At 73.8% G+C, this 22,927-nt stretch carries 21 protein-coding genes, 2 tRNA genes and 1 other RNA gene; 16 read left to right on the forward strand and 8 right to left on the reverse strand.

Annotated features, from left to right (window positions below; all coding sequences use genetic code 11):
• Positions 1-176 precede the first annotated feature (176 nt).
• Positions 177-836: a hypothetical protein gene (locus tag M3673_RS16250; protein ID WP_251534930.1), complete on the forward strand. Its 660-nt coding sequence runs from the start codon at positions 177-179 to the stop codon at positions 834-836.
• 83 nt (positions 837-919) lie between these two features.
• On the opposite strand, the gene M3673_RS16255 is transcribed toward M3673_RS16250, so the two are convergent.
• Positions 920-1,008 (reverse strand) — tRNA-Ser (locus tag M3673_RS16255).
• A 139-nt stretch (positions 1,009-1,147) separates the two neighbouring features.
• On the opposite strand from M3673_RS16255, the gene ffs reads away from it, so the two are divergent.
• The 7 genes from ffs to M3673_RS16290 all read left to right on the forward strand — a co-directional run bounded on the left by ffs (position 1,148) and on the right by M3673_RS16290 (position 7,839).
• An RNA gene (gene ffs / locus M3673_RS16260) (signal recognition particle sRNA small type) lies at positions 1,148-1,238 on the forward strand.
• Positions 1,239-1,341: 103 nt separating this feature from the next.
• The gene (locus M3673_RS16265; RefSeq protein ID WP_251534932.1) at positions 1,342-3,699 is read left to right on the forward strand and encodes a DNA polymerase III subunit gamma and tau; all 2,358 of its coding nucleotides are present in this window, start codon (positions 1,342-1,344) and stop codon (positions 3,697-3,699) included.
• A 70-nt stretch (positions 3,700-3,769) separates the two neighbouring features.
• The gene (locus M3673_RS16270; protein ID WP_251534934.1) at positions 3,770-4,144 is read left to right on the forward strand and encodes a YbaB/EbfC family nucleoid-associated protein; all 375 of its coding nucleotides are present in this window, start codon (positions 3,770-3,772) and stop codon (positions 4,142-4,144) included.
• A gap of 27 nt (positions 4,145-4,171) precedes the next feature.
• Complete coding sequence (gene recR / locus M3673_RS16275) at positions 4,172-4,768, forward strand: recombination mediator RecR (RefSeq protein ID WP_056863159.1); 597 nt, start codon at positions 4,172-4,174, stop codon at positions 4,766-4,768.
• Positions 4,765-5,448 (forward strand): DUF5063 domain-containing protein, encoded by a 684-nt coding sequence (locus tag M3673_RS16280; protein ID WP_251534936.1) that lies wholly within the window; start codon positions 4,765-4,767, stop codon positions 5,446-5,448. The genes recR and M3673_RS16280 overlap by 4 nt, the downstream gene beginning before the upstream one ends.
• A 73-nt stretch (positions 5,449-5,521) precedes the next feature.
• Entirely contained in the window at positions 5,522-6,796 is a 1,275-nt protein-coding gene (locus M3673_RS16285) for an aspartate kinase (RefSeq protein WP_056863160.1), read from the forward strand.
• Positions 6,793-7,839 carry an aspartate-semialdehyde dehydrogenase gene (locus M3673_RS16290; protein WP_251534938.1) on the forward strand — a complete coding sequence of 349 codons (1,047 nt, stop codon included), beginning with the start codon at positions 6,793-6,795 and terminating at the stop codon, positions 7,837-7,839. Before M3673_RS16285 ends, M3673_RS16290 begins: the two co-directional genes overlap by 4 nt.
• Before the next feature lie 40 nt (positions 7,840-7,879).
• Here the strand turns inward: M3673_RS16290 and M3673_RS16295 are convergent, their stop codons facing one another.
• The 3 genes from M3673_RS16295 to M3673_RS16305 form a co-directional block, all read right to left on the reverse strand.
• Entirely contained in the window at positions 7,880-8,251 is a 372-nt protein-coding gene (locus M3673_RS16295; RefSeq protein WP_228943533.1) for a hypothetical protein, read from the reverse strand.
• 696 nt (positions 8,252-8,947) lie between these two features.
• Positions 8,948-9,024 (reverse strand) — tRNA-Pro (locus M3673_RS16300).
• A 136-nt stretch (positions 9,025-9,160) separates the two neighbouring features.
• Positions 9,161-10,099 carry a metallophosphoesterase gene (locus M3673_RS16305; protein ID WP_228942949.1) on the reverse strand — a complete coding sequence of 313 codons (939 nt, stop codon included), beginning with the start codon at positions 10,097-10,099 and terminating at the stop codon, positions 9,161-9,163.
• A gap of 26 nt (positions 10,100-10,125) precedes the next feature.
• Here M3673_RS16305 and M3673_RS16310 point away from each other — a divergent pair, with 26 nt between their 5' ends.
• Positions 10,126-10,587 carry a GatB/YqeY domain-containing protein gene (locus M3673_RS16310; protein ID WP_056904165.1) on the forward strand — a complete coding sequence of 154 codons (462 nt, stop codon included), beginning with the start codon at positions 10,126-10,128 and terminating at the stop codon, positions 10,585-10,587.
• Between the two features lie 66 nt (positions 10,588-10,653).
• Here M3673_RS16310 and M3673_RS16315 read toward each other — a convergent pair whose 3' ends face one another.
• Positions 10,654-13,092, reverse strand: a complete 2,439-nt coding sequence (locus M3673_RS16315) for a penicillin-binding protein (protein WP_251534940.1) — start codon at positions 13,090-13,092, stop codon at positions 10,654-10,656.
• Positions 13,093-13,287: 195 nt separating this feature from the next.
• Here M3673_RS16315 and M3673_RS16320 point away from each other — a divergent pair, with 195 nt between their 5' ends.
• Positions 13,288-13,599 carry a WhiB family transcriptional regulator gene (locus M3673_RS16320; RefSeq protein WP_082500081.1) on the forward strand — a complete coding sequence of 104 codons (312 nt, stop codon included), beginning with the start codon at positions 13,288-13,290 and terminating at the stop codon, positions 13,597-13,599.
• A gap of 39 nt (positions 13,600-13,638) precedes the next feature.
• Here M3673_RS16320 and M3673_RS16325 read toward each other — a convergent pair whose 3' ends face one another.
• Positions 13,639-14,826, reverse strand: coding sequence for an ArsA-related P-loop ATPase (locus M3673_RS16325; RefSeq protein WP_251534942.1), 1,188 nt, complete (start codon positions 14,824-14,826; stop codon positions 13,639-13,641).
• Positions 14,823-15,833 (reverse strand): ArsA-related P-loop ATPase, encoded by a 1,011-nt coding sequence (locus tag M3673_RS16330; RefSeq protein WP_251534944.1) that lies wholly within the window; start codon positions 15,831-15,833, stop codon positions 14,823-14,825. Before M3673_RS16330 ends, M3673_RS16325 begins: the two co-directional genes overlap by 4 nt.
• Before the next feature lie 70 nt (positions 15,834-15,903).
• On the opposite strand from M3673_RS16330, the gene M3673_RS16335 reads away from it, so the two are divergent.
• Positions 15,904-17,214 carry an Nramp family divalent metal transporter gene (locus M3673_RS16335; protein ID WP_251534945.1) on the forward strand — a complete coding sequence of 437 codons (1,311 nt, stop codon included), beginning with the start codon at positions 15,904-15,906 and terminating at the stop codon, positions 17,212-17,214.
• A gap of 88 nt (positions 17,215-17,302) precedes the next feature.
• Here M3673_RS16335 and M3673_RS16340 read toward each other — a convergent pair whose 3' ends face one another.
• On the reverse strand, positions 17,303-18,829 hold the full coding sequence (locus M3673_RS16340) for a PTS fructose transporter subunit IIC (RefSeq protein ID WP_056863168.1): 1,527 nt from the start codon (positions 18,827-18,829) through the stop codon (positions 17,303-17,305).
• Between the two features lie 202 nt (positions 18,830-19,031).
• On the opposite strand from M3673_RS16340, the gene M3673_RS16345 reads away from it, so the two are divergent.
• From M3673_RS16345 to M3673_RS16365, 5 genes are all read left to right on the forward strand, one after another.
• Positions 19,032-19,184, forward strand: coding sequence for a hypothetical protein (locus M3673_RS16345; RefSeq protein WP_165699027.1), 153 nt, complete (start codon positions 19,032-19,034; stop codon positions 19,182-19,184).
• Positions 19,181-19,657, forward strand: coding sequence for a RidA family protein (locus tag M3673_RS16350; RefSeq protein ID WP_200918976.1), 477 nt, complete (start codon positions 19,181-19,183; stop codon positions 19,655-19,657). Before M3673_RS16345 ends, M3673_RS16350 begins: the two co-directional genes overlap by 4 nt.
• Positions 19,657-20,535: an NUDIX hydrolase gene (locus M3673_RS16355; RefSeq protein ID WP_251534946.1), complete on the forward strand. Its 879-nt coding sequence runs from the start codon at positions 19,657-19,659 to the stop codon at positions 20,533-20,535. Before M3673_RS16350 ends, M3673_RS16355 begins: the two co-directional genes overlap by 1 nt.
• Positions 20,536-20,538: 3 nt before the next feature.
• Positions 20,539-21,360, forward strand: a complete 822-nt coding sequence (locus M3673_RS16360; protein ID WP_308196167.1) for an MBL fold metallo-hydrolase — start codon at positions 20,539-20,541, stop codon at positions 21,358-21,360.
• A gap of 381 nt (positions 21,361-21,741) precedes the next feature.
• Entirely contained in the window at positions 21,742-22,731 is a 990-nt protein-coding gene (locus M3673_RS16365) for a DUF559 domain-containing protein (protein ID WP_251534947.1), read from the forward strand.
• Positions 22,732-22,927 lie beyond the last annotated feature (196 nt).

The raw sequence follows: 22,927 nt of genomic DNA on the forward strand, positions 1-22,927 counted from the left end.
TGCCGGAGGCCCTGCGGCGGAACCCGACGCTGTCCGGGATCGTCCGAGAAACCGCGTCCGGCCCCGCTGGGGCCCGACTCCGACGTAGAACTGCACCACCGACCCCTCTCCCTGCCCCTCGCCTCGACCAGACCCGCCCCGGCGACACCGCCGCCCCGTCCGCCGAAGGACCCCCCGTGCCGATCTACTCCGTGACCGACGACCGCGGCCGCACCCGCCTCGTCGCGTCGCTCGCCGACGCGCTGCGCCAGGCCGGTGGCAGCCGGCTGAGCGACGAGCAGCTGCAGCTGCTGCCGCCGGGTGTGCGCTCGCGGCTGGCCGAGGAGGCGGGGGTGCGCACGGCGATCGCCGAGGAGTTCGCCCCCTTCGCCTCCCAGGCCCGCGAGGTCTGGGACGCCGCGGCGCGCGCCCACCGGGGCCGCTTCGAGGTGCTGCGTGCCTCGCTGCGCCGGCTCGAGGCCGACGACGAGCATTACCGCACCGCCACCGAGGACGCCGCCCGGCTGGTGACGCACCCGGCAGTGGCGACGATGAGCGACGCCGACTTCCGCCGCGCCGCGCGGCTCTCGGCGAGCCGGCACGGCTTCGACTGGCAGGCCTACCGCGACCACTTCGAGTGGCACGTCGAGGCCACGGGCAGCCACCCGCGCTCGGCCGCTGCGGTGGTGGCCGAGATGGTGCGTGACACGGTCGCCTTCCACAACGAGGAGCAGATCGGACAGGTGCGTGACCGCGCCTCGCTCGAGCGGCTGCGCGACTGGGCCACGGTGCTGCTCGACACCGCCGAGGCCTTCGGGCTCGACGTCGACGACCTCATCCGCGAGAGCGCGGGCTGAGCGGGCCCCGGAGGCGGTGGCCGCGCGGGCGCGACGGGTGCCGACAGACAGCGACGGCGCCGCACGAGTGCGGCGCCGTCGAGTGGCGGAGGATAGGGGATTCGAACCCCTGAGGGCTGTTAACCCAACCCGCTTTCCAAGCGAGCGCCATAGGCCACTAGGCGAATCCTCCGCGCAGGAGCGTACCCGTGGCGGTCCTCGCGGTGAAATCGCACCCCCGCGAGCGGCTCCGGACGGGCCCCGGGCCGGGACGGCCGGCCGGTCGCGGGCTCGTGTTGGCGCTGCTGCGGGCCTCACCTACACTCGTGGCCAACCCCCCGTGTGGCGGCATCTCGCCGAACTCCCCCAGGGCCGGAAGGCAGCAAGGGTAAGTGAGCTCTGTCGGGTGCGCGGGGGGCCTTTTCATGCCCGCACGCGGAGGGCGCCCACCGCGTCCGCGCGGGTCGCTCCCGCGGTCGCGCCGCCGCCCGTGGTGGTTGTCGGAGCGGCCGTCTAGGGTCGGGGCGTGGACTCACCGCTCGCCCTCTACCGCCGCTACCGGCCGGAGTCCTTCGCCGAGGTCATCGGCCAGGACCACGTGACCGAGCCGCTGCGCGCGGCGCTGGCCAACAACCGGGTGAACCACGCCTACCTGTTCTCCGGGCCCCGCGGCTGCGGCAAGACCACCTCGGCGCGCATCCTGGCCCGGGCGCTCAACTGCGAGCAGGCGCCCGTCGCCGACCCGTGCGGGGAGTGCGACAGCTGCCGCGACCTGGCCCGCGGCGGCCCGGGGTCGATCGACGTGATCGAGATCGACGCGGCCTCCCACGGCGGCGTCGACGACGCCCGCGACCTAAGGGAGAAGGCCTTCTTCGCCCCCGTGCGCAGCCGCTACAAGGTCTACATCATCGACGAGGCCCACATGGTCACCACGCAGGGCTTCAACGCCCTGCTGAAGCTGGTCGAGGAGCCCCCGCCCCACCTGCGCTTCATCTTCGCGACCACCGAGCCCGACAAGGTGCTGCCGACCATCCGCTCGCGCACCCACCACTACCCCTTCCGGCTGATCCCGCCGCGGCTGCTGTCGTCCTACCTCTCCCAGCTGTGCGAGCAGGAGGGCGTGCCGATCGAGCCGGCGGCGCTGCCCCTGGTGGTCAGGGCGGGTGCGGGCTCGGCCCGCGACACGCTCTCCGTGCTCGACCAGCTCCTGGGCGGCTCGGGTCCCGCCGGCGTCACGCACCAGCTGGCGACCGCCCTGCTCGGCTACACCCCCGACGCGCTGCTCGACGAGGTCGTCGACGCCTTCGCCGCGGCCGACGGCAGCGCGGTCTTCGGGGTGGTGGACAAGGTCGTCGAGACCGGCCAGGACCCCCGCCGCTTCACCGAGGACCTGCTGCGCCGCCTGCGTGACCTCGTCATCGTGGCCGCGGTGCCCGACGCGCCGGCGACCGGGCTCATCGACGTCTCCGAGGACCAGGGCGAGCGACTGGTCGCGCAGGCCGCGCGGTTCGGCAGCGCCGAGCTGACCCGCGCCGCCGACCTCGTGGCCGCGGGACTCACCGAGATGCGCGGCGCCACCGCGCCGCGGCTGCTGCTCGAGCTCATCTGCGCCCGGGTGCTGCTGCCCGCGGCCGACCACTCCACCGAGGGCCTCATGGCGCGCCTCGACCGCCTCGAGCGCCGGGTGGCCATCAGCGGCACCCCCTCGGCAGCGGCCTCGCCGGTGCGCGCGGGCGCGCCCGTCCAGGACCGCCCGCACCGCGAGGCCTCCCGGGTCGAGCCGCCGCTGGAGCCGGAGCCGGTCGCCGCCCCCGACGCCGTCGTGCCCCGCATCAGCTCCGAGGTGGTCGTGCCCCCGGTGGAGGAGTCGGCCGTCCCCGGCACGGAGCGCGAGCGCGCGCCGGCGCCGCCGCACCGGCCCGAGCCGCCCGCCGAGTCGCAGCCCCCGTCCGGCGCCCCGGCCCCGGCCGCGGCCGCACCGCCCGCCCCGCCCGTCGAGGCGTCGCAGCCCGCTCCGCCGGCCCCGGCCACCCCACCGGCACCCGCGCCGGCACCCGCGCCGGCGCGGGAGCCCGCCCCCGCCGCTGCGGCGGGCCCGGCGGCCGGGCTGAGCCTCGTCGACGTACGCCGGCTCTGGCCGGACATCGTCGAGGCCACGAAGCTGCGCCGGCGGGTCACCTGGATCCATCTCACCCAGCACGCCCAGGTCGTCGGCGTCGACGCCAAGACCCTCACCCTCGGCTTCTCCAACTCCGGGGCCCGGGAGTCGTTCGAGAACGGCGGCAGCGGCGAGATCGTGCGCCAGGCCGCGATCGACGTCGTGGGCTCCGACTGGCGCATCGAGACCATCGTCGACCCCGGCGCGCAGGCCGAGGGCACGCCGCAGGTGACACGGCCGGCGAGCCCGGCGGAGCCGCAGCGCTCCGAGCCCCCCGAGCCGCCGACGCGCGAGGAGCCCGCGGGCCCGCCGTCGTGGGCCGACGAGCCCGGACCCGAGGGACAGGGCTCCGAGGCCGCGGGCGCTCCGGGCGCGCAGGGCTCGCCGGGTGTGCCCGACGACCACCACGACGAGGGGCGGACGCCCCGGGCCGACGACCACGGCGCGGTCGACGGCGCCCCGGCCCGGGGCGTCGCCCCCGAGGCGACGGTGGCGGTGGTGCCGGAGGTCCGCACCGCCGGCCCCGACTCGATCGCGGCGGCGCGCGGCGCCATCCAGCAGACCCGCACGGGCGGTGTGGACCGTCCGCGCAGCGACGACCTGGCCGAGCGCGACGCCGACGCCCACCCCGACGACCTCGACGCCGACAGCCACGAGCTGGGGGGCGCCGAGCTGCTGGAGCGCGAGCTGGGTGCCCGGATGATCGAGGAGATCCGGCACCAGTGACCGCCGTCCTGGCGCGACCCGTCATGCTGGGCCCGCACGCACGCACCCGACCGGACACAGAGGTGACCCCATGACGCAGAACCCCTTCGACGCGCTCGGCGGCGGCGGTGGCGGCTTCGACATGAACGCCCTGCTCCAGCAGGCCCAGCAGATGCAGGAGCAGCTGCAGGAGGCGCAGGAGCGGCTGGCCTCGACCACGGTCGAAGGCACCGCTGGCGGCGTGACCGCCACGGTGAGCGGTGTCGGCGAGCTCGTCGGCGTCCGGATCGCCCCCGGAGGCTTCGACGCGAGCGACCCCGAGAGCCTCGTCGACCTCGGCGACCTGGTCGTCGCGGCCTACCGCGACGCCAAGACCCAGGCCGACGCGATGGCCAGCGAGGCCCTGGGCCCCCTGGCCGGCGGCGGCGAGATCCCGGGCATGCCCGGCGGCTCGCTCGGCCTCTAGGTCCGAGCAGCAGGGGAGGGGAGCGCGGTGTACGAGGGTGTCGTCCAGGACCTCATCGACGAGCTCGGGCGCCTGCCCGGGGTCGGTCCGAAGAGCGCCCAGCGCATCGCCTTCCACCTCCTGCAGGCCGACCCGGTCGACGTCCGGCGCCTCGCCGACGTGCTGATCGAGGTCAAGGCCAAGGTGAAGTTCTGCTCGATCTGCTTCAACGTCTCCGAGGACGAGCAGTGCCGCATCTGCCGCGACCCCCGGCGCGACCCGACCGTGCTGTGCGTGGTCGAGGAGTACAAGGACGTCGTGGCCATCGAGCGCACCCGGGAGTACCGCGGGCGCTACCACGTGCTGGGCGGGGCGATCAGCCCCATCGACGGCATCGGGCCCGACCAGCTGCGCATCCGCGAGCTGATGATGCGGCTGGCCGACGGCACGGTCACGGAGACGATCCTGGCCACCGACCCCAACCTCGAGGGCGAGGCCACCGCGACCTATCTCACGCGGATGCTGCGCCCGATCGGGTTGCGCGTCACGCGTTTGGCGAGTGGACTGCCGGTGGGTGGTGACCTGGAGTACGCCGACGAGGTCACCCTCGGACGTGCTTTCGCAGGGAGGCGAGCAGCAGAATGACCCCGACCCAGACCTCGGACCCGGCCACGGGTCCCGCGGTGCGCGAGACCGGCGCGCCCCTGGCCGCCGGCGCCGAGCGCCCGGCCCTCGACGCCGAGACCGAGGAGTTCGCGCAGCAGATCGCCGACCAGGTGGCCAGCTTCCTGCTCGCGCTGCGCGCGGTCTCCCAGGAGCCCGACGCCGGCCGCACCATCTCGCTGCTGCTGCTCGAGATCAGCCAGGTGCTGCTCGCGGGCGCGCGCCTGGGCGCCCAGCGCGACTTCACCCCGATCGCGGAGTACCAGCCCGACGTGGGCCCCGAGGCCGACCTCGACGAGATGCGGCTGCGGCTGGCCGAGCTGCTGGGCGGCCTCGACACCTACGCCTTCGTCTTCGACCCCTACGTGCCCGAGGTCGTCGAGGGCCAGCTCTCCGACGACCTCACCAGCATCGCCAGCGACCTCGAGAACGGCCTGCGCCACTACCGCGCCGGCAACGTCGAGGAGGCGCTGTGGTGGTGGCAGTTCTCCTACGTCTCCTCGTGGGGCAACCTCGCCGGTGCCGCGCTGAACGCGCTGCTCTCGGTGGTCGCCCACGACCGTCTCGACGTCGACCTCGACCTCGACGCCGACCAGGTCGCCGCGGCCGACGAGATGCTGGCCGATGAGATGCGGGGCGGGCGGGCCACGACGCCCCGATAGACTCCGACACCGGTCAGGACGCGCTGCACAGGCCGCGTCTCACGCAACACCGGGACCTCGAGGGACATTCATCGTGGGCATTGTCGTCCAGAAGTACGGCGGGTCGTCGGTCGCCGACGCGACCGGCATCAAGCGGGTCGCCCAGCGGATCGTCAACACCCGCAAGCAGGGTCACGACGTCGTGGTGGTCGTCTCGGCCATGGGCGACACCACCGACGAGCTGCGCGACCTCGCCGAGCAGGTGACGCCGCTCCCGCCGCCGCGCGAGCTCGACATGCTGCTCACCGCGGGCGAGCGGATGTCGATGGCGCTGGTCGCGATGGCCATCGCGCAGCTGGGCCACAAGGCGCAGTCGTTCACGGGCTCCCAGGCCGGGGTGATCACCGACTCGGTGCACGGCAAGGCCAAGATCATCGACATCAGCCCCGGGCGCATCGAGCAGGCCATCGCCGACGGCGCGATCGCCATCGTCGCGGGCTTCCAGGGCGTCTCGCAGGACACCAAGGACGTCACCACGCTGGGTCGCGGCGCCTCCGACACCACCGCGGTGGCGCTGGCCGCGGCGCTCGGCGCCGACGTGTGCGAGATCTACACCGACGTGGCCGGCGTCTTCACCGCCGACCCGCGCATCGTCCCGGCGGCGCGCAAGCTCGACCGCGTCTCCACCGAGGAGATGCTCGAGATGGCGGCCTCCGGCGCCAAGATCCTCCACCTGCGGTGCGTCGAGTACGCCCGCCGCTACGACGTACCGATCCACGTCCGCACCTCGTTCGACACCGTCGAGGGCACGTGGATCCTTCCCGACCACCGTTCAGGAGAGAACCCCATGGAGCAGGCGATCATCGCGGGCGTCGCCCACGACCGGTCCGAGGCCAAGATCACCGTGGTCGGCGTGCCCGACAAGGTCGGCGAGGCCGCCCGCATCTTCGAGACGCTGGCCTCCAGCGAGGTCAACATCGACATGGTCGTGCAGAACGTCTCGGCCGCCGCGACGGGCCTCACCGACATCTCCTTCACGCTGCCCCGCGAGGACGGCCAGAGCGCGATGGGCGCGCTCGCGCGGATCCAGGACGAGGTCGGCTACGACAAGCTGCTCTACGACGACCAGATCGGCAAGGTCTCCCTCATCGGCGCCGGCATGCGCTCCCACCCGGGCATCACCGCGAAATTCTTCTCCGCGCTGGCCTCGGCGGGGGTCAACATCGGCATGATCTCCACCTCGGAGATCCGGATCTCGGTGATCGTCGACGAGGGCCAGATCGACACCGCCGTGCAGGCCACCCACACCGCCTTCGACCTCGACGCCACCGAGGTCGAGGCCGTCGTCTACGGCGGCACGGGTCGATGAGCGGGCTGCGCATCGGCGTCGTCGGCGCCACCGGCCAGGTCGGGGTGGCGATGCGCCAGATCCTGGCCGAGCGCAAGGTGCCGGTCGAGGAGATCCGCTTCTTCGCCTCCGCGCGCTCCGCGGGCCGCACGCTCGACTTCGAGGGCCGCGAGGTCGTGGTCGAGGACTCCGAGACCGCCGACCCGACGGGTCTCGACATCGCGCTCTTCTCCGCCGGCGCCACCGCGTCGCGGGCGCTCGTGCCGCGCTTCGTCGACGCCGGCGTGGTCGTGGTCGACAACTCCAGCGCCTTCCGCAAGGACCCCGCCATCCCGCTGGTCGTCTCGGAGGTCAACCCCGAGGCCGCCCGCGAGGTCATCGCCGCGCGGCGCGGGATCATCGCCAACCCCAACTGCACCACCATGGCCGCGATGCCGGTGCTCAAGCCGCTGCACGACGAGGCCGGTCTCGTGCGCCTGATCGCCTCGACCTACCAGGCCGTCTCCGGCTCCGGCATCGCCGGCGTCGACGAGCTGGCGGGCCAGGTCTCGGCGGCGGGGGAGGGGAGCCGCGAGCTGGCCTACGACGGCTCGGCCGTCGCCTTCCCCGACCCCCGGGTCTACGCCCGCACCATCGCCTACAACGTGCTCCCGCTGGCGGGCTCGATCGTCGACGACGGCCTGGGCGAGACCGACGAGGAGCAGAAGCTGCGCCACGAGTCGCGCAAGATCCTCGGCATCCCCGACCTGCGCGTCTCGGGCATCTGCGTGCGCGTGCCGGTCTTCACCGGCCACTCGCTGGCGATCAACGCCGAGTTCGCCGAGGCGATGACGCCGGCCCGTGCCGCCGAGCTGCTCCGCGACGCCCCGGGCGTCGAGCTGGTCGACGTCCCGAACCCGCTCGCGGCGGCTGGGCGCGACCCGTCGTACGTCGGGCGGCTGCGGCGGGACCCGGGCGTGGACGGTGACCGGGGCCTGGCCCTCTTCATCAGCAACGACAACCTGCGCAAGGGCGCGGCGCTCAACACGGTGCAGATCGCCGAGCTGGTCGCCGCCGGCCTCTGAGCGCAGCCCGCTCCCGCCCCTCGTGGCGTCTGCGACCAGCTCAGTCGTCGGGGTCGATCAGCGTGGTGACCCAGTGGGAGAACAGGTAGGTCACGCCGGTGACCAGCGGGATGACGAGCACCATCCACCACTCCAGCAGGCTGTCGACGAGGAAGAGCAGGCTCACCACGCCGAGCAGGCCGATGGCCAGGAAGCTCGTGCTCCCGGCGTCGCCGACGCGGAAGAGGCGCAGCAGGGCCGTGCCCAGCACCACCATCGCCGCCATGATGGCCAGCAGCGCCAGGAAGCCGGGTCGGCCGCAGGTCGAGGTGCCGCGCACGGCCTCGCAGCCGGCCAGGGCCAGGGTCGTCAGGGCCACGGTGACGATGCCGACGACCAGACCGGTGACCGCGGCCGCCACGGGCCCACTCACGGCCTCTAGGGCCGTGCCCAGACCCGGACGGGGCGCCGTGGGCCGGGGCTCGTCGGCGACGCCGACCGCGACCGCGCCCGCAGGAGCAGCGGCCGGGGTGGGAGCCGAGGGCGCCGCCTGAGCGGCGGCCGGCCTGGCGGCCGCGGAGGGAGTCGGAGCCGCAGCCGGGGCAGGAGCCGGAGGAGCGACGGCGGACGACGCGCTGCCCGGCGCCCGGCTCGGCGCCGCGGCGCCCGTGGACCGCTCGGACCTGCCAGCCCGGCCGAAGCGGCGGCCGCGGGGAGCCTCGTCCGCCCCGGGGGCCGACGGCGGGGCAGGGACCGTCGGGGCGGTGCCGCCCACGGGCGGCGGCTCCGGGGTCTCGACGACGGGCAGCGGGGCGGTGCTCCCGGCGTCGGAGGTGTCCGCGGGCGCCGCGGGGCCGGTGTCGACGGGACGCGAGGCGGGGGTCTCCTCCGGCGGGGTGGCGTCACGCTTGCGGCGACGCTTGAGCCCGAAGGACGGCACCTCCAGCGACGGCGCCTCGGGTCGCTGCTGCTCGTCTGGCATGCGGCCAGTCTGACACGCAGCGGCGGGTCGCGTCCGCGGGTCCGCGGGGCGCGCCAGCACTCCTCGCCCCGATCGTCGCCGTGCTCACCGGCACCCTCGGGTCCCGGGACCACGAAGGGCCCGGATCCTGGTGGATCCGGGCCCTGATGGTCGGGCTGACAGGATTTGAACCTGCGGCCTCCTCGTCCCGAACGAGGCGCGCTACCAAGCTGCGCCACAGCCCGATCGTGACCACCGGCGATGCCGGGCTCACAAGCACGGGAGCATACCCGAGCCGCTCCTGCGGCCCCCAATCGGCCGCGGGGTGGTCCGGACCCTGGTCACCGGCCCTGGTCACCGGCCCCTGGTCAGCGGCGCCGGTCAGCGGGGAGCGCGCGGCACCAGGGTGAGCAGCGTGGCCTCGGGGCGGCAGGCCAGGCGCAGCCGCACGTAGGGGTTGGTGCCGAGGCCGGCGCACACGTGCATCCACGCCGAGCCCGGGTCGCCGTCGCGGGAGTCGGCGGGGTGACGGTGCAGCCCGCGGGCCCGGGCCGGCTCGAGGTCGCAGTTGGTGGCCAGCGCCCGACCTCCGGGCAGGCACACCTGGCCGCCGTGGGTGTGACCGGCGAGGACCAGGTCGTGCCCCTGGGCGGAGAAGTGGTCGAGGACGCGCAGGTAGGGGGCGTGGGTGACACCGATGCGCACGTCGGCGCCGGGGTCGGCGGGGCCGGAGACCGCGTCGAGGCGGTCGTAGCCGAGGTGGGGGTCGTCGACCCCGGCGAAGGCGAGCCGGGTGCCGCGCACGGTGAGGGCGCCGCGGGTGTTGGTGAGGTCGAGCCAGCCCCGCCCGGTGAAGGTCGCCGACAGCTCGCGCCAGGGCAGCTGCGGGGTGTGGGTGGCGCGTCGGCCGTCGTCGGGCAGGAGGTAGCGCAGGGGGTTGCGCAGGCTCGGCTCGAAGTAGTCGTTGGAGCCGTGCACGAAGACGCCCGGCACGTCGAGCAGCGCTCCGAGGGCGTCGCGCACGACGGGCACCGCGTCGCGGTGGGAGAGGTTGTCACCGGTGTCCACCACGAGGTCGGGGCGCAGCTCGGCCAGGCCGGCCAGCCACTCCTGCTTGCGGCGCTGGCCCGGGGTCATGTGCAGGTCGGAGAGGTGGAGCACGCGCAGCGGCTCGTGGCCGGCCGGCAGCAGCGGGACCTCGACGCGGCGCAGGGTGTAGGCCCGCGCCTCCGAGGCGGCGTACGCCGTGAGGGCCGCGCCGGTCGCGGCGGCCGCGGCCGCCCCGGTGAGGAGGTGGGGCGCGATGCGGGTGAGGAGCACCGGCCCAGGCTGCCACAATGGGCCTCATGCCCGCCCTCAAGGACCGTCTCCGTGCCGACCTGACCACCGCCATCAAGGCCCGCGACGAGGTGCGCTCCTCCACCCTGCGCATGGTGCTGAGCGCCCTCACCAACGCCGAGGTCGCCGGCAAGCAGGCCCGCGAGCTCACCGACGACGACGTCGTGGGCGTGCTGACCAGCGAGGCCAAGAAGCGCCGCGAGGCGGCGACCGCCTTCGCCGACGGCGGTCGCGACGAGATGGCCGCCAAGGAGCGGGCCGAGGCCGAGGTCATCGCCGACTACCTGCCCGAGCAGCTCACCGACGCCGAGGTCGCCGAGATCGTCTCGGCCGCGGTCGCGCAGACCGGCGCGGCCGGTGAGGGCATGCGCGCCATGGGCAAGGTCATGGGCCTCGTGCAGCCGCAGGTCAAGGGCCGCGCCGACGGCGGCGCGGTCGCCGCGGAGGTGCGCCGCCAGCTCGGCGCCTGACCCCACGCACGACGAAGGCCCGCTCCCTCCAGGGAGCGGGCCTTCGTGCGTCAGGGGGTGGTGCGGTCAGTTGCCGCGACCGCCGCCGTTGCCGCCGCCCCGACCGTTGCCGTTGCCGCCCGCGTCACCGCCGCCGCCGTTGCCGCCGTTGCCGCCGTTGCCGCCGCCACCGCCGTTGCCACCGCCCTGGGGGGTCGAGGGGGCGACGGGCTGGGGCACGACCCCGGTGGACTGGTAGATGGTGATCGCGGTGCCGGAGGGAGCCGACTCCCCGCCGCTGGGGTAGGTGTAGGCGACCGAGTCGGCGGCGTAGCCGGTGTCGCGGTAGCCGCCGTAGGTGTAGCCGAACCCGGCCGAGGACAGCTGGCTCTGCGCCTCGGTCAGCGACAGGCCCGCGACGTCGGGGATGGTGGTGAGCACGCCCTCCACGTCGGTGCCGGAGGGAGCGACGAAGTCGTCGTCGTCGAGCTGGTCGTCGACGGCCTTCATGGCGTCACCCCACATCGGCCCGGCCACGCCGGAGCCGGAGGCCGCGGAGATGTAGGTGCCGCCGACGGTCTGGTAGCTGAGGCTGACCGGCGTGCCCACGTCGTTGGCACCGGCGATCATGGCGGCGGTCGCGAGCTTGGGGGTGTAGCCGACGAACCACACCGACTTGCCGTCCTGGGTGGTGCCGGTCTTGCCCGCCGCGGGCGAGTCGAGCGCCTCGGCGGAGGCGAAGCCGCCCTCGATGACGCCGCGCAGCACCGAGTTGACGGCGTCGGCCGTCGAGGCCTCCATCACCTGGTCGCACGAGGAGGGGTACTCCTTGAGCAGGTTGCCCCGCAGGTCCTCGATCGCGGTGACCGGGCGGGCGTCGCAGTGCAGGCCGCGGCCGGCGAAGGTGGCGTAGGCCTCGGCCATCTCCAGGGGGCTGACGTTGGGGCTGCCCAGGGTGAAGGAGGGCACGCGCTCGGCGCCGTTGCCGAACTCGTCGCCGGTGGGGTTGTCGAGGTCGAGGCCCATCGACTGGGCCAGCTCGAAGGGCTGGCAGATGCCGGTGCGGGCCTCGAGCTGGGCGTAGAAGGTGTTGACCGACAGCTGGGTGCCGGTGATGAGGTTCATGGTGCCCGAGTCGGTGGAGTTGCTCGGCGACCACGTGCCGTAGCCGTAGGGCTCGCCGTCGCAGTCCTCGAAGGCCGACTCGCTGATCGAGATGGTCGGCGGGGAGTAGATGGTCTCGGTGAGCGGGATGCCGTCCTCGACCGCCGCGGCCAGCACGAAGGCCTTGAAGGTGGAGCCGCCCTGGAAGCCGGCGGAGTCGCCGTACTTCTCGTTGACGGCGTAGTTGAGGTAGGTCTCGCCGGCGGCCATGTCGTCGCCCATGGGCCGCGACTGCGCGATGGCGCGGACGTTGCCGGTGCGCGGCTCGACCATGGCCAGGCCGCCGATGGCGGTGTCGGTCGGGTAGACGTGGCTGGCGACCGAGGCGTCGGCGGCCTCCTGGAAGCTCTGGTCGAGGGTGGTGCGGATCCGCAGGCCCCCCGAGAGCAGCATGTCCTTGCGCTCGCGACGGGTGTCGCCCAGCGCCGGGTCCTCCATGAGGTAGTTGACGACGTAGTCGCAGAAGAAGGGGGCGACGGTCGAGACGCAGCCGTTGGGCGTGTTGGTGACCTTGAGCCGCAGCGGGGTGTCCTTGAGCCGGTCGGCCTTGGTCCCGGGGATCACCGAGAGCTCCGCCATCCGGTCGAGCACGACGTTGCGGCGCTCGGTGGCGCGGTCGGGGGAGTTGGTGGGGTCGTAGCCGTCGGGGCTCTTGACCAGGCCGGCCAGCATCGCCGACTGGGGGTAGTTGAGCTGCTTGGCGTTGACGTCGAAGTAGTGCTTGGCCGCGGCCTGGATGCCGTAGGCGCCGTCGCCGAAGTAGGCGATGTTGAGGTAGCGCTCGAGGATCCAGTCCTTGCTGTGGCGCTGCTCCAGGGCGATGGCGTAGCGCAGCTCGCGGATCTTGCGGGCGTAGCTGTCGTCGATGGCCGCGGCACGCTGCTTCTTGGTCTTGGCCTGCGTCAGCAGGGTCTGCTTGACCAGCTGCTGGGTGATCGAGGACCCGCCCTGGACGTTGCCGTCGTTGGCCTGGTTGGTCACGAAGGCGCGCAGGGTGCCGCGCACGTCGAGGGCGCCGTGCTGGTAGAACCGCGAGTCCTCGATCGCGATGATCGACTTCACCATCTTGCGCGAGATCTGGCTCAGCGGGACCTCGACGCGGTTCTGGTCGTAGAGCGTCGCGATGACGTTGCCCTCGACGTCGGTGATCTCGGTCTTCTGGGCCAGCTGCTCGGTCTCGAGCTCGGCGGGCAGGCTGTCCATGGTCTCGGCGACGTTGCGGGCGCTGATGCCCAGGACGCCGGCGAACGGGATGGCGAGCCCGGCGACGACGACGCCGAGGACGGCCGACACGGCGACCATCACACCCAGGTGGGTGAGCACCCGGCCGCTGGAGAGACGGTCACTGCGCGGTTCAGACATGCCGCCAGGGTACGGGAGGCCTCCAGGCCCCAGCGAAACCCGGCTATGGGAGAGTAGTCATTTCGGACTATGCGGCTCGACCTCAACGAGTCTGTCCGCCGCCGGCCCCGGTTCCTTAACTTGTACCCAAGAGATCACAGGATCGTGCGTCATGGGGACGCCACACCTGCTCTCGGACGATGTGGGGACATCATCATGTGGGTTGAAGACTGGACGCCGCGCGCCGCCTGCCGGGCCGCGCAGCCGGATCAGCTGTTCGTCCGTGGGGCCGAGCAGAACAAGGCCAAGCAGCTGTGCGCCGGGTGCCCCGTGCGCACCGAGTGCCTCGCCGAGGCCCTGGACAACCAGATCGAGTGGGGAGTCTGGGGCGGCATGACCGAGCGTGAGCGCCGCGCCCTCCTGCGCCGTCGGCCGAACGCCTCGTGGCGCTCGGTCCTCGAGGCCGCCCGCACCCAGGCCGCACCGGCCCCCGTGGCCGCCCCCCGCACCGCCGACGTCACGGTCTGAGGCCCGACCCGGCGCCGACGTGACGGCGCCGGCGTCCGATCAGTGGACCTGGCCCTCGGCGAGCAGCTCGCCGACGCGGCGCAGACCGCCGAGGTCGTGCACGTCGCCCGCGAGGGCGGGCACGACGGCGGTGGCGACGCCGGGGTGGGCCGCGGCGAAGCGGGCACGCAGACCGGCCTCGCGCTCGACCAGGCGCACCTGGTCGGCGTGCAGCCGCAGCAGGCCCGCGGTGAGGTCGTCCTCGGTGCGGCCCGCGCGCAGGCGGGCCGCCGCGCTCATGGCCTCGTCGGCCGACAGGTCGCTGGCGGGGGCCGGGCTGGCGCGGTTGACGACCAGGCCCGCCAGCGGCATGCGGTCGCCGCTGAGCCGCTCGACGAAGTACGCCGCCTCACGCAGCGCGTCGGGCTCGGGCGCCGCCACGACCAGGAAGGCCGTGCCCTCGGCCTGCAGCAGGGCGTAGGTGCGCTGGGCCCGCTGGCGGAAGCCGCCGAAGACGGTGTCGATCGCCGACACGAAGGTCTGCAGGTCGCGCAGCACCTGAGCACCGAGGATCTTGGTGAGGGCGTTGGTGACGATCCCGAGCCCCGCGGTCATCAGCCGGGCCGGCCCCTTGGCCGGGGCCAGCATCAGCCGGATGAAGCGGCCGTCGAGGAAGCTGGAGAGGCGCTCGGGCGCGTCGAGGAAGTCGAGCGCCGAGCGCGAGGGCGGGGTGTCGACCACGATGAGGTCGTAGGTGCCGTCGCGCTGGGCGTCGGCGTGGATCTGGCCCAGCTTCTCCATCGCCATGTACTCCTGCGTGCCCGCGAACGAGCTGGAGAGGGCGACGTAGAAGGGGTTCTCCAGGATCTGGCGGGCCTTCTCCGGGCTGGCCTGGCTCTCGACCACCTCGTCGAAGGTGCGCTTCATGTCCAGCATCATCGCGTCGAGGGACCCGGTGGCGCCCTCCGCGAGGCCGGTGACCGGGCGCGGGGTGTTGTCGAGCTCCTCGATGCCCATCGACTGCGCCAGGCGCCGGGCGGGGTCGATGGTCAGCACGACCACCTTCCGGCCGCGTTCGGCCGCCCGCAGCGCGAGCGCGGCGGAGGTGGTCGTCTTGCCGACGCCGCCGGAGCCGCAGCACACGATGATGCCGGTGGTGGTGTCGTCGAGCAGCGCGTCGACGTCGAGGGGCGGGGCGGCGGAGGCGCGCCCGGCCAGCGGGCCGACGCGGGGTCCTGAGCGGGTCATGCGATCCCCTGTTCCTTCAGCGCTGCGGCCAGCTCGTAGAGCCCGCCGAGGTCGACGCCGCCCGGCAGGCGCGGCAGCTCGTACGACGGCACGCCGAAGTCGGCGACGAGGGCGCGCTGGGCGTCCTCGAGGGCGCGGCGCTCCGCGTGGTCGTGGGCGACGCGCAGCAGGCCGTCGAGCAGCGGGTCGCTGACCGGCAGGCCGGCCTCGGCCAGGTCGGTGGCCAGCGCGTCGCGGTCGAGGCCGTCGGTGCGGGCCAGCGCCAGGTCGTCGTCGCCGATGTCGCGGGGGCGCACCATGTTGACCACGACGCCGCCGACGGGGAGGCCGTCGCGACGCAGCTCCTCGATGCCGTCGTGGGTCTCCTGCACCGGCATCTCCTCGAGCACGGTGACCAGGTGGACCGCGGTGCGTGGGGAGCGGAAGAGGGTCATCATCGTGTCGGACTGGTTCTTGATCGGTCCGACCTTGGCCAGGCCGGCCAGCTCGTCGCTGACGTTGAGGAACTGCGAGATGCGTCCCGTCGGCGGGGCGTCGAGCACCACGGCGTCGTAGGTGATGGCGTTCCTGTTGCGGCTGTTGCGCTCGACGGCCTCGTAGACCTTGCCGGTGAGCAGCACGTCGCGCACGCCCGGGGCGATCGTGGTGGCGAACTCCACCACCCCGAAGCGGTCGAGGGCACGGCCGGCGCGGCCGAGCTTGTAGTACATCGCGAGGTACTCCAGCAGCGCCGACTCCGGGTCGATGTGCAGCGCGTGCACGGTGCCGGCGCCGCGGTCGGTGCTCAGCCCGGTCGCGACGCGGACCTCCTCGTAGGGCAGCGGGTCGACGTCGAACATCCGGGCGATGCCCTGGCGTCCCTCGACCTCGCAGACGAGGACGTTCTTGCCGTGGGAGGCCAGCGCGAGCGCGAGGGCCGCCGCCACGGTGGACTTGCCGGTGCCGCCCTTGCCGGTCACGACGTGCAGCCTGACCTTCGGCCAGTCCGGCCGCCTCTGCGCACTCACGGGGCAACCCTAGGTGTGACGCCCTAGGGGTGGGACATGATGGGGCGATGGCTCTTCTCGGGACCCGTCGATGACCGCCGCGGACCGCACCGGCTCCGCCCCGCCCGCCGCCGACCGGGCGCCACGCTGGAAGGTGGTCGGCCCGGGGCTGGTGGTGGCCGCCACCGGCGTCGGTGCCGCCGACCTGGTGGCGACCCTGGTGGCCGGCTCGAAGTTCGGCTACACGCTGCTGTGGGTGGCCGTGCTGGGGGCGGTGATCAAGGTGGTGCTCGTCGAGGGCGCCGGGCGCTACTCGCTGGCCACGGGGCGCACCATCTTCGAGGGCTGGCGCAGCCTCGGCCGGTGGACGACCTGGTACTTCGCGCCGTACATCGTGGTCTGGGGCCTGGTCTACGGCGCGACGGCGATGTCGTCGACGGCGCTGCCGCTGGTGGCACTCTTCCCCGACCTGTCGCTGCGCTGGACCGCGGTGGCCTCGGGGCTGGTGGGCCTGGCGCTGGTGTGGTTCGGCTCCTACCGCACCTTCGAGAAGGTGATCACGGTCTTCGTGGCGATGATGTTCGTCGCCGTGGTGGGCGCGGCGGCGCTGACGCTGCCCAACCTCGGCGAGGTCGTGCTCGGCCTGCGCCCGATCTTCCCCGACGACTCGGTCATCAACGTGCTGGGGATCGCGGGCGGCGTCGGCGGCACCATCACGCTGGCCGCCTACGGCTACTGGCTGCGCGAGAAGGGCTGGGACACCCCGCGCTTCATGAAGGTCATGCGCATCGACAACGGCGTGGCCTACGCCGTGACCGGGATCTTCGTGGTCTCGATGCTGATCGTCGGCGCGGAGCTGCTCTACTCCGCCGGCATCGCCATCGACTCCGGCGACCAGGGCCTCGTGCAGCTCGCCGACGTGCTGCAGGACCGCTACGGCGAGGTCTTCGGCGTGGTGTTCCTCGTCGGCTTCTGGGCCTCGTCGTTCTCCTCGCTCATCGGGGTCTGGAGCGGGGTGAGCCTGATGTTCGCCGACTTCTGGGGCAACCTGCGCGACCTGCCCTCGGGCCACCCGGCGACCCGCACCGGTGGCCGGTACTTCCGCGCCTACATGCTGTGGCTGACCTTCCCGCCGATGCTGCTGCTCCTGCTCGACCGGCCGGTGGGGCTGATCCTGGCCTACGGCGTGCTCGGTGCCTTCTTCATGCCGTTCCTCGCCGTGACCCTGCTGGTGCTGCTCAACCGGCGCCGCGACGGTGCGCTGGAGCACACCGAGGTGCCGCAGCAGTGGCGCAACGGCTGGCTCTCCAACTCGCTGCTGGTGCTGTGCGCGGTGCTCTTCGCCGCACTCGCGCTCAACGAGCTGCGCGGCGTGCTCGCGCCGTACCTGCCCTTCCTGTGAGCGCCGGGCCCGGACGTGCCACGGACCCCGGGAGGGCTGCTCCCGGGGCCCGCGGAGAGTGGGGCCGACCTGCGCCGACGGCGCGCGGTCAGGCGACCAGGGCGAGCTCCTCGTCGGCGGTGCGCACAGCCTGGCGGCCGCGGCCCAGCGACTTGGAGACGACCACCAGGGCGGCGGTCACGAGGGTGCCGACCACGACGGCCACGAGGTAGCCGGGGATGCCGCTGATGAGCGGGGTGACCCAGATGCCGCCGTGGGGCGCGGCGAGCTTGCTGCCGAAGGCGGCGACCAGGCCGCCGGTGACGCCCGAGCCGACCATGATCGAGGGGATCACCCGCAGCGGGTCGGCGGCGGCGAAGGGGATCGCGCCCTCGGTGATGAAGGAGGCGCCGAGCAGCCAGGCGGCCTTGCCGTTCTCCCGCTCGGCCTCGGTGAAGAGGTGCTTGCGCACGACGGTGGCCAGGGCGAGGCCCAGCGGCGGGGTCATGCCGGCGGCCATCACAACGGCCATGACGGTCAGGGCGGCGCTGGAGTCGGCGATGGCCGAGGCGGTGAGGCCGCCGGTGGCGAAGACGTAGGCGGTCTTGTTGACGGGGCCGCCCATGTCGAAGGCCATCATCAGGCCGAGCACGACGCCGAGCACGGCGATCGAGCCGCCGCTGAGGCTGTCGAGGCCGTCGGTGAGGCCGGTCTGCACGCTGGCCAGCGGGCGACCGATCACCAGCAGCATCACGACCGTGGTGGCGAAGGTGGCCAGCAGCGGGGTGACCACGACGGGCATGAGGCTGGCGACGGCCTTGGGCACGCGCAGACGGCTGATGCCCAGGGCGAGGAAGCCGGCCACGAAGCCGCCGACCAGGCCGCCGAGGAAGCCGGCGCCGACGACGCCGGAGAGGGCTCCGGCGACGAAGCCCGGCGCGAGCCCGGGTCGGTCGGCGATCGCGTAGGCGATGAACCCCGCCAGCACCGCGACCAGGAAGCCGAACGCCGCCACGCCGCCCTGGAAGAGCAGCGCGGCCCACTCCATGCCGGAGGTGGGGTCGAAGCCCGCGATGAGGTCGGTGACGGGGATCTGGGTGACCTCGACGGCGCCCTGGTCGCCTCCGGCGATCCGGGCGAGCATGAAGCCGAGCGCGATCATGATGCCGCCGGCGGCGACGAAGGGGATCATGTAGCTGACCCCCGTCATCAGCCACTGGCGCACCCGCGAGCCGACCGACCCGCCGGCCTCGACCTTCGTCGCGGGCGCCGCGGCGGCGCCCGGCACGGTGCTGGTGGCGGTGCTCGTGGCGGTGCTCGTGCGGACCCCGGCGCGGGCGGCGGCCTCGGCCTCGCGGATGAGCCCGGCGGGGTCGCTGATGCCGCGCTTGACGCCGGAGACGACCGTGGGCAGGCCGGTGAAGCGGTGCTTGTCGCGCACCTCGACGTCGGCGGCGAGGATGACGGCGTCGGCGCGGTCGAGGTCGGCCTGGCTGACGCGCACCGCGCCGCCGGCGCCCTGGGTCTCGACCACGATCTCGTGGCCGGCCTCGCGGGCGGCGGTCTCCAGGGCCTCGGCGGCCATGTAGGTGTGCGCGATGCCCGTGGGGCACGACGTCACGGCGATGAGGAACATGTGGACTTCCTTCGAGCAGTGGCCGGAGCGGCCGAGGGTGGGCCACCCCCCGTGGCCTCCGGACGAGAGTGAGGCAGGTCACGTCCGTCCGTCAAGACGTTCGCAGGTAAAACCACAGGCTCGGGTGTCGGAACGGGCGCGATCGGGCTCGGGCCCGTCGTGTGCTCCGTCCGGGCCCAGCGACGTGAGTAGGGTGCGGAGCATGACCAAGTGGGAGTACCAGGTGGCGCCGATTCCGCTCCACAACGAAGCGCTCATGCTCAACAACTTCGGCCAGGACGGCTGGGAGCTGGTGACCATCCAGACCAACGCCCAGGGCGGGCTGATCGCCTTCCTCAAGCGACCCGCCCAGTGACCTCCCAGGGGACCTCCCCCGAGGAGCGGCTGGCCGCGATGGGGCTGGCGGTGCCCGAGGTCGCCGCCCCCGTGGCCGTCTACGTGCCCGTCGTGCGCACCGGCGACCTGGTGCTGACCTCCGGGCAGCTGCCGATGCGCAGCGGCGAGCTCATGGCCACCGGCAAGGTCGGCGGCGAGGTCACCGTGGAGGAGGCCTACGCCTGCGCGCAGCAGTGCGCGCTCAACGCCATCGCCGCGGTGCGCTCCGAGGTCGGCGACCTCTCGCGCGTCGTGCGCGTCGTCAAGGTCGTCGCCTTCGTGGCCTCCACCCCCGACTTCACCGGCCAGCCCCAGGTCGCCAACGGTGCCTCGGAGCTGCTCGGCGAGGTGTTCGGCGACGCCGGCGTGCACGCCCGCTCCGCCGTGGGGGTGCCGGTGCTGCCGCTGGACGCCCCCGTCGAGGTCGAGATCATGGTGGAAGTGGCCCCCTGATGCGGATCCCGCTCCCGCCCGTGCCGCTGCCCGACGAGGTCGCGACCGTTGCGCTGGAGTACGCCGCGGGCCGCCGCGAGCCGGTCGAGCCGCGCGACGCGGCCACCGTCGTGCTGCTGCGGGGCGGGGAGCGGGGCCCGGAGGTCTACCTGCTGCGGCGCCAGGCCACGATGGCCTTCGCCAGCGGCATGGCCGTCTTCCCGGGCGGCGGGGTCGACCCCCGCGACTTCGACGCCGAGGTCGCCTGGGCCGGACCGACACCCACGCAGTGGGCCGAGCGGCTGGGCTGCGACGAGGACAAGGCGCGCGCCCTGGTCTGCGCTGCCGTGCGCGAGACCTTCGAGGAGTCGGGCGTGCTGCTCGCCGGGCCCTCCGTGGACGACGTCGTCGCCGACACCACCTCGGCGGACTGGGAGGCCGACCGCGTGGCCCTCGAGGCGCGCGAGCTCGCGCTCACCGACCTGCTGACGCGCCGCGGGCTCGTGCTGCGCACCGACCTGCTCGGCGTCTGGGACGCGTGGCTGACCCCGGTCTTCGAGCCGCGCCGCTACCGCACCTGGTTCTTCGTCGCGCTCCTGCCCGAGGGCCAGCGCACCCGCGACGTGTCGAGCGAGTCCTCGTCGGTGACCTGGCTGCCGGCCGGCGTCGCCGCCGACCGGGCCGACGCCGGCGAGCTGGCGATGATGCCGCCGACGTACCTCACCTGCCTCGAGGTCGGCGACCACGCCGACCCGCACGAGGTGCTCCACGTGGCCGGGTCGCGCTCGGTCGCGATGTTCACCCCCACCGTCGAGCCGCTGGGCGAGGGCTGGACGCTGTCGATGCCCGAGCGGATGCGGCCCCTGGTCGCCGCCCGACGGGCCCAGCGGGGGGACTGAGCGGTGGTAGTGCCGCTCGGTGAGTGGGCCGGGGGATCCTTCGGCGAGCGCGCCCGCTGCGTGCTCGCGCCCAACGCCGACCTGATGACCCTCGACGGCACCAACACCTGGGTGCTGCGCGAGCCGGGCGCCTCCCGCGCGGTCGTCGTCGACCCCGGCCCGTCGATCGCCTCCCACCTCGACGCCGTCGCCGAGGCGGCGGGGGAGGTCGGACTGGTGCTGCTGACCCACCACCACCACGACCACGCCGAGGCGGCCCGCGAGTTCGCCGAGCGGATGGGCTGCGGGGTCCGTGCCCTCGACCCCGCGCTCTGCCTGGGCGCCGAGGGCCTGGGCGACGGCGACGTCGTGGAGGTCGACGGCCTCGAGGTGCGGGTGGTGGCGACGCCCGGCCACACCGCCGACTCGCTGTCCTTCTGGCTGCCCGCCGAGGCCGCCGTGCTCACCGGCGACACCGTGCTGGGGCGCGGCACGACCGTGGTCGCCCACCCCGACGGCCGTCTGGGGGCCTACCTCGACTCCCTCGACCGGCTGCACGCCCTGGCCTCCGAGCGCGACCTCGCCGCGATCTGGCCCGGCCACGGCCCGGTCATCGAGCAGGCGCTGCCCGTGCTCGACCACTACCGCACCCACCGCCGCTCGCGCCTCGAGCAGGTCGAGGCAGCCCTGGCCACGCTCAGCCCCTCCGAGCGGGCCGCCGACGACCTCGCCCGCCGCGTCGTCGAGGTCGTCTACGCCGACGTCGACCCCGTGCTCTGGGGGGCCGCCGAGCTGTCCGTGCGCGCCCAGTTGGCCTACCTGGAGCACGGGCGCCCGGGGCGCTAGCGGCGTACGACGCCCCGGGTCCGCGCCGACCGCGCCGAGTGCGCCGAGTGCGCGAGCGAGGCAATTGCGCGATCGGGACGCGTGGACCGCGCAATTGCGTGATCGGGACGCACAGACCGCGCAATTGCGCCCGTGCGGGGTGGCCGCCCCTCCTGCTTTGCGTGGCTGGCGCAGTCCTGAGGCGGCCCGGACGTTCGAACCGGCGCAAAGCTCGGAAGACGTGCCGGGGCCGTCATCTGCGCGTGCGCGGTGGCGGCTGGCCCGCTGTCGGCTCCTGGTTCGGGCACCTCCGGCCGGCGGTGGCGGCCCGACCGGCCCCCGGGTGCCACCGGGCTGTGGAGGAGCTGGGAGCGGTCGCGGCGGAACGGGCAGGACGTGCGTATGGACCGATCGACCCCACCGGCTGTGCCCGCCCCCGACTCCGACCCCGACCCCCGCTCCGGACAGGGGGCCGGCGGCCCCGTCGGCCTGGACCTCGGGCGACCCTTCACGACGGCGGCGTTCCTGGCCGCGGGCCACTCGGTCGTCGAGCTGCGCCGGCGGTGCTACCGGCAGGTGCTGCGGTCGGTGTGGGTGCACACCGAGGCCGTGGACGACGACACCCCCATCCGGGCCGCGCTGGCGCTCCACCCGGCGTCGGCGTACGCCAGCCACTTCAGCGCCGCCAGGCTCTGGGGCCTGCCGGTGCCCGAGCACCCCTTCGAGCACGTCACGGTGGTCAAGGCCTGCCACCGACGGCCGCGCCCGGGCCTGAAGACCCACGTCACCGGTCGTGGTCGGGCGGTGATGACGGCGCGAGGCGTGCGCGCCACCCCGCCGGTGGTCACGTTCATCCAGCTCGCGGGGTCCTTGGCCCTGGTCGACCTCGTCGTGCTCGGTGACGCGTTGGTCGCGCGGCGCGGTGTCACGGCGGCCCAGCTCCGGGCGGCGTGCGACCGCAGCACGGAGTACTACGCCCCGGCGGCGCGCGAGGCGGCGGCGTACGTCCGCGACGGAGTCGACTCCCCGCAGGAGACACGGACCCGTCTGCTGATCGTGCTCGCGGGGCTTCCCGAGCCCTCGGTGAACGTCGTGCTCCGCCACGACGACGGCTCGTGGTGGCGGCGCTTCGACCTCTGCTACGAGCTGGTGCGGCTCGTCCTCGAGTACGACGGGCGACAGCACGCCGACGACGCTCGGCAGTGGCAGTCCGACCTGGTGCGCCGCGAGGAGCTCGACGATGCGGGGTACCGGATACTCGTCGTCACCGCGTCCGGACTCTTCGCCGAGCCGGGCCGCACGCTGGAGCGGATCCGTCGCCAGCTGGTCGAGCGCGGCTGGCCCGACGTGCCGCCTCTGGACGAGACCTGGAAGCGGTACTTCCCCACCTGAGGTGCGCAAACGGCGCAATGGCGCGCCTGACGCGGCCCACCGCTCGGAGCTTTGCGCGGTCCGCGCAGCCCGGGGCGCGCCCTGGTCGCGCAACTGGCGCACTTGCGATGGGCAGTGATGCGCACCGTCGCGCAATTGCGTGATCGGTGCAGCGGCGGGCGGGTCGAGCGAGGGTCCGCGCGGCGGCGAGGGGTGG

It is taken from the genome of Nocardioides sp. P86 (assembly GCF_023712465.1).
Taxonomy (GTDB): Bacteria; Actinomycetota; Actinomycetes; order Propionibacteriales; family Nocardioidaceae; genus Nocardioides; species Nocardioides kribbensis.